We start from the raw sequence: 8,651 nt of genomic DNA, 5'->3' as shown, positions 1-8,651 counted from the left end.
CGCGCGCGGCGGGTGTACGGATTCGGAACTGTGCGCCTGCCGGTGCCGCTCGACCTCGCGGATCAGCACCGCCGGGTGGTCGAAGGCCGCGTCACGGATCTTCACGGCGGGGTCGCGTCGGAGGTTCTCGGGTTCGAGCGCCATATCGCGATCCTTCTGTGCAACTCGTTGCGCAGACAGGCGGCAGCGCCCGTCGGAGAGACGACTCACCCGGGCCGGCGGGGGCAACTGGCCGGGCGGTAGCCGGGCATCATGCCGCACGCTTTGGGCCCGCACACGTCGCGGGCGTCTATCATCCGCGCATGACCATGCCGCTGGGCGCCAACCCGTGCATGACTGATCTGCTCGACCGGCTCCTGGTCTCGGTGGACTCGCTGACCGACGAACTGACCGCCGAGATCCTCAACGGCGAGCGCTCGTACGCCGAGAGGATGCTGCTGAGCTACGAGCAGTTGCGCGCCCCCGTGCACGACAACCTGTGCACGCTGCTGGCAGCCTTGAAAAACGGGGGTGCGCCCACCGACATGGACGCCCCGCGGGCGGCGGGCCGGCTCAAGGCCGAACAAGGCATCCCGCTGGCCGCTCTGCTGCATGCCTTCCGCCTCGGCGGGCGGTTCATCTGGGACCGGCTGCTGGCGATGGCCGTCGACAAGGACAGCTCCGCCTGGCTGCTGAACAGGGCCTCGGACATCTGGGTGATCATCGACGAGTACTCCAGCGCCGCCGCCGAGGCCTACCGCGTGGCGGTGGAGGAACAGGCATGCCGTGATGCCGCCGCACGACGTGTCATGCTCACCTCACTGCTCGACGGCACCGCGGGGAGCAGCTCCAAGGCCTGGGAGGCCATGCGGGTCCTGCGGCTGGACGGCAAAGGACCGTTCCTGGTGGTGTGCGGCGAGATCAACGACGGCGTCGGCCCTCTGCCCACGGTCGAGGGACGGCTGCGGGCGGTCGACATCGACGGCGAGTGGATCCACCAGGCAGGCAGCCTGCTCGGCCTCCTCGCCCTGCCGAACGAGCAACTGGTCGTCGCCGTGGAGGAACGCCTCGACGGCATCGCACTCTCCCGCGTCGGCATCAGCCGACCCTTCGCCTCACCCATGGACGCGCCGAACGCTCGGCGGGAGGCCCAACTGGCGGCCCAGTGCCTGCCGCCCGGGACCTCCGGCACGCACGTCTACGGGAGTTCGCCGATAGCCCTGCTCGTGGCGGCCTCACCCGACGCCGCTTCCGAGGTGGCCCGTACGGTCTTCGGGCCGCTGCTCACCCTGCCGACGACGGAACGGGCCGTCCTGCTGGACACCTTGGGCGTCTGGTTCGCCATCGGCGGCTCGACCACACGGGCCGCCGAGCACCTGCACTGCCACCGCAACACCGTCCTGTACCGGCTGGGCAGGATCACCGAACTGACCGGCCGGCGAACCAGCGACGCGGACTCCTGCGCGGAGCTCTACCTTGCCCTGCAGGCCATGCGACTGGGCACCATCCCGGAATGAGGCCTCGGCCGGCCAGACACCGGTACGCGCGGACGCGCTCCGGCGATCACCCCGAAGGCCCGCGCGGCGCGTCTTCCGGTGGTCAGGGAACTGGCGGACCGATGTTCCCCCGGAACCGGCAGGCCGCTGACTGTCTTCTTTCACCGTCCCCTTTCACCGTCCTTTTTTACTGTCCTTTTTCACTGTCTCCTCATTTCGCTCTCTCCTCGTTCGAATACCGGCTTTCCGTTGTGCTCGCGCACAATCTGCTGCTCCGCTTTGCTGGTGCTCGGCCCAAAGACCAGGACTTTATGCGTCTCTAGGCTCTGGTCCGCTCGCCTATGGGGAGCCGACAACTGGTTGTGCTCACTGCTCCCTGCCGGGCTGGTCCCGAGAACGCATCTGCCTGCCGATCTCGAGAGCGGACGACTGGGAACAAGAAAGGAATGGCCGATGACCGACGTCCCTGCCAGGAGTGGCCGCACCACTGGACGTGGTGCGCACGCGCGGGTCGGCCGCCGCGCGTTCATCTGCTATGTGCTGGGTGGAGCCACGCTTGCCGTGGCCGCCGACCTCGGGCTGGGCACACCTGCCTACCCCGCGGTGCCCTCAGCGCCCCAGATCCCAGAGCTGTACGACCTTGAAGATCTGCAGACCGACGCCGCGCTCCCCACGTCCGCGCTGATCAAGATCGTGATCAACGAGGACGGCACCGCGTCGTTCGAGCTTCCGCGGATGGAGGTCGGCCAGGGAATCACCACCTCGACTGCGATGATCATCGCCGAGGAGCTCGACCTGCCGGTCGACAAGGTGCACGTGGCCTTGGCGCCGGCCCGCCCCGAGTTGATGTTCAACCAGCTCACCGGCGGATCGAACACCACGGTCTCGACCTTCACACCTGTACGGGTCGCCGCGGCGATCGCCAGGAAGGCGCTGTTGGAAGCCGCGGCGATCGAGCTCGGCTCGGCCGTGGCGCTGCTGAAGTCCAAGGCAGGGGCAATCTTCGCGCCTGACGGGTCGTCAATGACCTATGGCTCTCTGGCCACCAAGGCCGCCAGCCGCACCGTCAAGGCGGTGGAGGTCGAGCTCAAGGCCACGTCGAGCTTCTCGGTGATCGGCAAGCCCTACAGGCGGGAGGACGCCCGGCTCGCAGTCACCGGGCGAAAGCAGTTCACGCTGGACCTTCACGTGCCGGACGCGCTGCCGACCATGGTCTGCCGCCCGCCCACTCTGAACGGCTCACCGAAGTCGGTACACAACCGAGCCACGGTGCTTGCCATGCCGGGCGTGACGGATGTGGCGATGGTCGACACGGGAGTGGCTGTTCGCGCGGAGGCGTTCGGACAGTGCATCGACGCGGTGCGTGCCCTCGACGTGGAGTGGAACCCGGGCCCGGTCGCGGGCGAGTCCGACGAGACGATCCTGGCCCGGCTGAGAAAGGCCGAGCTGCCGATGGCGGTCCCGAAGGTCCCTTTGCTGGCGAGCACGGTGGAGGCGGACTTCACCTTCATGTTCCGCAGCAGCGCCGCGCTCGAGCCGAACTGTGCAATCGCCGACGTCCGGTCGGACCGCGCGACGGTGTGGGCGGGACTGAAGGTGCCGATCGTGGCACAGGCTGACATCGCGAAGGCAGTCGGCCTGCCGCAGAACGCGGTCACCGTCAACGTGGTCACCGGCGGAGGGTCGTTCGGACACAAACTCTTCGCTGACCCCGCCATCGAGGCCGCCAAGATCTCCAAGGCGATGGGCAAGCCGGTCAAGCTGATGTGGCATCGCGCCGACGAGCCCCGGCAGGGGCGGGTGCACCCCATGGTGACCTCGCGGATCCGGGCCACGTACCTGGCCGGGCAAGTGCTGACCTTCGAACAGCGGCACACCAGTGTGGTCACCGACTTCAGCCACGGACTCGGTGAGATGATCACGGCGACGGCCGACAGGCTGCCCACCGGGCTCGGCGCACTGGGGTTCTCCGAGACCATCTTCACGCTGACCCAGGAACTCCCCTACAACTTCGGCGTCGTCACCCAGCTGCTCAACGAGACCGACGCGCGCTTCAACACCGGGAGCATGCGCAACATCTACTCGCCCGATGTGGCCTGTGCCAATGAACTGGTCGTCGATCAGCTCGCCCGGAAGATGGGCAGGGATCCGGTGGCGTTCCGGCTTGCGTTCCTCAAGAACGACCGGGTCAAGGCGGTGCTCCAGAAGGTCGCCGACGTGGGCAAGTGGGGCAGGTCGATGCCCGCCGGGACGGCGCAGGGCATCGCGATCCACAGCGAGTACAAGGGCGCGACCGCGGTGCTCGTCGAGATCGACTGTCGGCCCGAGACCGTGAACCGCAAGATCTACAACGCGGTCACCGGGCCCCGGGTGACCAAGGCCGTGGTCGCCGTGGACGCCGGACTGGTGATCAACCCCCAGGGCTTGGAGGCCCAGATGCTGGGTGGTGTCTCGGACGGGATCGCTCTCGCCCTCACCAGCAGCCTGCACCTGCGCGACGGGCACTTCCTCGAAGCCAGCTGGGACAACTACTTCTACACCCGGCAGTGGAACGTCCCCTTCGACTTCGAGTGCATCGTGATGCCCTCCGACTCCGAGCAACCCGGTGGTGCCGGCGAAGCCGGGGTGGCCGCGTCCGTGGCCGCGGTCGCGGGCGCCTACGCCCGTGCGACCGGCACGATGCCCACCCGGTTCCCGATCAACCACGGCACGGTGTCCTTCGAGGTCAAACCTTTCATCCCACCCATTCCCGAGTCTCCGTCCGACGGCCTGAGCCACACCTACTGAGGAGCGCACCATGAGCACGCACACCTTCATCCTCAACGGCAAGCGCGTCACCGTCGACGTCGATGACAACCTTCGACTGCTGTGGGTCCTGCGTGACGTACTGGACGTCACCGGACCGAAGTACGGCTGCGGCATCAATGTCTGCAAGGCCTGCACGTCCCACTTCAACGGCAAGGCCTTCAATCCCTGCGCGGTGAAGGTCAAGGACGTGGGGCCGGACGACGAGATCACCACGATCGAAGGCCTGCCCGACACGGTCGGCAAGGACCTGCACCCCATGCAGGAGGCCTGGCTGGAGTACGACGTGGCGCAGTGCGGCTACTGCCAACCCGGGCAGATCATGGCGGCGGTGGCCAAGGTCAGGCAGGCACAGGCTGCCGGTCATGAGATCAGCGACTCCGACCTCGACGAGATCCGCAACATCTGCCGTTGCGGTACCTACCACCGCATCCGGGAAGCGATCAAGGCGGGCGCCGCGCACATGTGACCTGCCCCCGCCCGCCCGAGTGCGCGCCGCACAGGGCATGACGCGCACCTGCGTCAGCTCTCACGGCGGGCTCTCGCGGGCAGGCCCGCACAGGGTGGCCACCATCAAGGGCCTCCCCCCACGGCCGGCAAGCCTGCGCCCGACGCGGGAAGCATGTCCGGTCTGGCCGCCGCACAGTGCGGCGGCCAGACCGGACGCGTCATGGCCGCCGTCGCCGAGGTCCGGCAACTCCGGCGGCCACGCGATCGTCGCCCTGGGCCTCGCCGAGGTCCGAAACGTCTGCCGCTCTGGCCCTTTCCACAGTATCCGCGTAGCCGTCGCGGTGAACACGCGGAAGACCCAGGCCGCCGCCGAACACGGAAAGGAGCATCGTGCTGGACATCGCTGACCAGTTGTCGCGCTGGTGTGAGCAGGGGAGGGCCTTCGCTGTCGCGACCGTGGTCGCGGTCCACGGCAGCGCTCCCAGGCAACCGGGCGCGGCGCTGGCCGTCGACATCGACGGCGCCGTCATCGGGAGCGTGTCGGGAGGATGCGTGGAGGCGGCCGTGTACGACCTGTGCCGTGAAGCACTGGCGTCCGCCACCTGCACGCTCGAGCGCTTCGGTTACTCGGACGAGGACGCCTTCGCGGTCGGCCTGACCTGCGGCGGAGTGCTGGACATCTTCGTACAGCCCGTCATCCCCACCGAGCGCGCGGAGCTGGTGGGGGCTCTGGCCACCGCAGCTGCGACAGATGTGGTGGCAGTGGCCAGGGTCGTCCGCGGGCCGTCCGACCTGATGGGTGGGGCGCTGGTCGTACGGGCAGACGGCTCTTGTGCGGGCGGCTTCGGCGATACGGCCCTGGAGGCGACGGCGCGTGCCGAGGCCACGGTGTTCCTGGAGACAGGGCGCACGGGCACGATCGAGATCGGCGCCCGAGGCAGCCGGTGCGGCGAGCCACTGACGCTGTTGGTGGAATCGATCGCTCCAACGCCACGTATGTTGGTCTTCGGTGCCATCGACTTCGCCGCGGCACTCGTACGGATCGGCAAGTACCTCGGCTACCACGTGACCGTGTGCGATGCGCGCCCCCTCTTCGCGACTCCGGCACGCTTTCCGGAAGCGGATGAGGTGGTCGCCGACTGGCCGCACCGTTACTTGGAGTCACAGGCATTGGACGGACGCACCGTGCTCTGCGCGCTCACCCACGACGCCAAGTTCGACATCCCGTTGCTGCAGCGGGCGTTGCGGCTCCCGATCGCCTACATCGGCGCGATGGGTTCGCGTCGGACCCACCTGCGACGGCTGGGGCTGCTCCGGGAGTCCGGCGTCACCGAGGCGGAGCTGGCACGGTTGCACTCGCCCATCGGCCTTGACCTCGGCGCGCGTACACCGGAGGAGACAGCCGTGTCGATCGCGGCCGAGATCGTGGCGCACCGCCGCGGCGGCAGCGGCCGGCCGCTGACACGCGTCGACGGCCCGATCCACCGCACCACAACATCAAATCGCCTCATCCATTGAGGTCCACCACCCGGCAGCTGCTGTCGGGGCGTCCGTCGTCGTGGCGCTCGCTGTAGCAGGAGATTGGTGATTTGAGCTTGCGGGTACTCACCCGCTGTCGCCGGGGTGGGAGCAGGCCGGCCAGGACCGCTGCCCGATGAGGCCGACCGTGGCGAAGTTCGCTGCGACGATGCCGGTGGCCTGGGTGACCTGGTCACGGGCGGTTTGGAAGGCGATGGTGAACCCGCAGCGATCCGGGTCGGTGCCCGGAAGGGACTCGGCGGCATCGACCATGACCGTCCGCAGTGCCTGGTAGAGCGCCAGCAGCGACCACATCTCCTGCTCGACGCCGACCGGGTCGCCGGAGCGCAGAACACGTCCGGGCGTGATCGTGTGACGGAGCGCGTAGTACGCCGATTCGTGTTCCCACCGCTGGTGGTACAGGCGCGTCAGCGCGACGGCGGGGTGACGACGAGGGTCGGTCAGGCTCGTGGCCAGGCGGTAGGAGCCGTGAAGACCGTGCCGTCGGCGCACGTCACGGTGATCCGCGCGTCGATGACCCGCACCGTCACCGTACCGATCACCGACAGGTACGAGCCGTCGCGAGACGCGCGAGGACCGGGGTGCGGCGGTTGCTGCGGAGCCGGCTCTGCACGCTACGCGTCTCCTGAAGGACCGCGTCGACCAGCTCGAACGGCACGACGGCCGTCAACTCGCCCAGGTGACCGGGCGCGGGGCGATAACCCCAGTCCGAGGTCAGTAACTGCCATCCCTACTTCTTGCTCGACGCTTTGGCACCGCCCCGGATGCAGCGAGCGCACTTTGTATCGCCTTCAGCGTTTCCGCAAACAGCGCACCATGGGCATATGCAAACCCGGGCTCGTGACCAGCACGGTGCCGCCAGTAGGTCGGTCGCGAACTGTCGATCGAGATAGTCGCCGTCCGTGTTCTCGGCATGAACGGAAGCTGAGGATTCGAGGATGGGATACATGCGGCGGCACGTCTGACACCGCCGTCCCTCCCAGATTCCGCCGCACTGGCTGCACGAACATCGAAAGTAGCCATCGGCCCGCGCCTGTAGGGCTCGGTCCGGGGCTGCAGACTCGGCGCCACAGCGAGGGCACCGGGTCAGCTCGACCGTCTGTCTGACGGCGCGCTCGACCCCCTCCCACAGCTGTTCCACAGCCGTGGCATTCGTACCTCGCTGGAGGAACCGGGCTGTGTCCCGGCGCTGCGCCAGGGCGACTGCTTGTGCGGTGACCAGCTCGTGATCAGCCGGTACCCGTGTCACGGTGATCCCAGTCTGTCCCATCGACAGCCAAGGGATCTTGGACAGGAATGCAGTGTCTACCCCGACGCCAACTGGCACTTGGTACGGGTAACCGGACAGGCGGGGCTGTTCAAGGACAAAGCGCAGCCCGCGGGCGAGCCGGGTCACGCTGTCGATCTCCAGAGGCGATACGGGTATCTTCCACAGCGGAGCGCCGTCCTTGTCGGGTGCCGGCGCGCCGGGTGCTTCGAAGGCTTGCAGTCGCACGGCCAGCGGTAGTTCCTGCCGTTCCTCGCTGCCGCCCGGGTAGAGCACCAGCGTTGGCTCGGTCGGCGGTTGAGCGTTGAGCATCGCGAGCTCGGCCAGCGCGGACTCCCTGAGACGAGCCCCTGTCAAGGGGTGTGGGAGCGGCACCACCCGCAGCACGACGGTCTCGTCACGCTCGATCACCAGCACGCCGTCCACGCCCCAGCGCAGCTTCACTTCAGACCCGCCGTGCCGGTAGTTCACCGGCTCCGCGCCCCTGGCGAGCACTGGCTGATCCATTGCATGACCGCCGACCTCATCCAGCGCTCGGAGGAGCAGAACCGCGACGTAGGATTCGAAGCCACGGCACCAGTCCTGGCTGCGGCGGAACTCGTCATCAACCGATGCGGAATGTGTTCGGGTAGCCATCCACTTCCGCCAGAGTTCGGCGACGTGGCGGAAACGGTCTTCGCCGATCAGCAGGTTCGTGGTGCGCAGCGAAGTACCCAAAGCTGCACGCCGGTTCACCCCGTTCCATACCGGTGACCTGCGAAGCGCGGACACAGCGCTTCGCAGCTGCTCCAGTTCTTTCAACCGCAGGCTCGCCTGAGCGTCCCAGTCCTCCTGCTCAACGAGCTTGGCCAGCAGATTCCAGAGTCGGAGACTGCGCTGCTGCCACGGTCGACTGTTCACGTCGTCGATGTACCGCTCGACATCGCTGAACATGCCCCTGATGTTACGAATTTGGGCAATGCGGAGGGTGAGATAGCGCGCGAGCTGGTCGACGAGGTGAGCGGCGACCCGGTTCTCGTACAGGTCAAGGTTGACTTCACGCTCAGGGCTCAGCACCCGGTCCGGACGCACCCCGTCTGGGCGCAACGAGGCCCAGTCCTCGCTGTGTGCGGCCA

Annotated in this window: 7 protein-coding genes and 1 pseudogene; 4 read left to right on the top strand and 4 right to left on the bottom strand. The window is 67.8% G+C overall.

Annotation, left to right across the window (positions count from 1 at the left end; all coding sequences use genetic code 11):
* A pseudogene (locus ACTWQJ_RS40045) lies at positions 1–138 on the bottom strand (PadR family transcriptional regulator); the annotation flags it as partial.
* Positions 139–302: 164 nt separating this feature from the next.
* Here ACTWQJ_RS40045 and ACTWQJ_RS40040 point away from each other — a divergent pair.
* The 4 genes from ACTWQJ_RS40040 to ACTWQJ_RS40025 all read left to right on the top strand — a co-directional run bounded on the left by ACTWQJ_RS40040 (position 303) and on the right by ACTWQJ_RS40025 (position 6,248).
* Positions 303–1,496: a PucR family transcriptional regulator gene (locus tag ACTWQJ_RS40040; protein WP_443311356.1), complete on the top strand. Its 1,194-nt coding sequence runs from the start codon at positions 303–305 to the stop codon at positions 1,494–1,496.
* Positions 1,497–1,928: 432 nt separating this feature from the next.
* Entirely contained in the window at positions 1,929–4,262 is a 2,334-nt protein-coding gene (locus ACTWQJ_RS40035) for a molybdopterin cofactor-binding domain-containing protein (protein ID WP_443311358.1), read from the top strand.
* A 10-nt stretch (positions 4,263–4,272) separates the two neighbouring features.
* Positions 4,273–4,749 (top strand): (2Fe-2S)-binding protein, encoded by a 477-nt coding sequence (locus ACTWQJ_RS40030; protein ID WP_443311355.1) that lies wholly within the window; start codon positions 4,273–4,275, stop codon positions 4,747–4,749.
* A gap of 371 nt (positions 4,750–5,120) precedes the next feature.
* Positions 5,121–6,248, top strand: a complete 1,128-nt coding sequence (locus ACTWQJ_RS40025; protein WP_443311354.1) for an XdhC family protein — start codon at positions 5,121–5,123, stop codon at positions 6,246–6,248.
* An 87-nt stretch (positions 6,249–6,335) separates the two neighbouring features.
* Here ACTWQJ_RS40025 and ACTWQJ_RS40020 read toward each other — a convergent pair whose 3' ends face one another.
* The 3 genes from ACTWQJ_RS40020 to ACTWQJ_RS40010 form a co-directional block, all read right to left on the bottom strand.
* The gene (locus tag ACTWQJ_RS40020) at positions 6,336–6,761 is read right to left on the bottom strand and encodes a hypothetical protein (RefSeq protein ID WP_443311353.1); all 426 of its coding nucleotides are present in this window, start codon (positions 6,759–6,761) and stop codon (positions 6,336–6,338) included.
* 46 nt (positions 6,762–6,807) lie between these two features.
* Positions 6,808–6,948 (bottom strand): hypothetical protein, encoded by a 141-nt coding sequence (locus tag ACTWQJ_RS40015; RefSeq protein WP_443311357.1) that lies wholly within the window; start codon positions 6,946–6,948, stop codon positions 6,808–6,810.
* Positions 6,949–6,999: 51 nt separating this feature from the next.
* Positions 7,000–8,651, bottom strand: a 1,652-nt coding sequence (locus ACTWQJ_RS40010; RefSeq protein ID WP_443311352.1) for a hypothetical protein, incomplete at its 5' end; no start/stop codon positions are given.

The organism is Streptomyces sp. KR55, from assembly GCF_052245645.1.
GTDB classification, from domain to species: domain Bacteria; phylum Actinomycetota; class Actinomycetes; order Streptomycetales; family Streptomycetaceae; genus Streptomyces; species Streptomyces flavusporus.
This window is presented reverse-complemented; position numbering and strand designations above follow the sequence as displayed.

Bases quoted from the DNA above. Each gene is read 5' to 3' on its own strand.
- ACTWQJ_RS40035 (WP_443311358.1), top strand. From the start codon at position 1,929: ATGACCGACGTCCCTGCCAGGAGTGGCCGCACCACTGGACGTGGTGCG.
- ACTWQJ_RS40040 (WP_443311356.1), top strand. From the start codon at position 303: ATGACCATGCCGCTGGGCGCCAACCCGTGCATGACTGATCTGCTCGAC.
- ACTWQJ_RS40030 (WP_443311355.1), top strand. From the start codon at position 4,273: ATGAGCACGCACACCTTCATCCTCAACGGCAAGCGCGTCACCGTCGAC.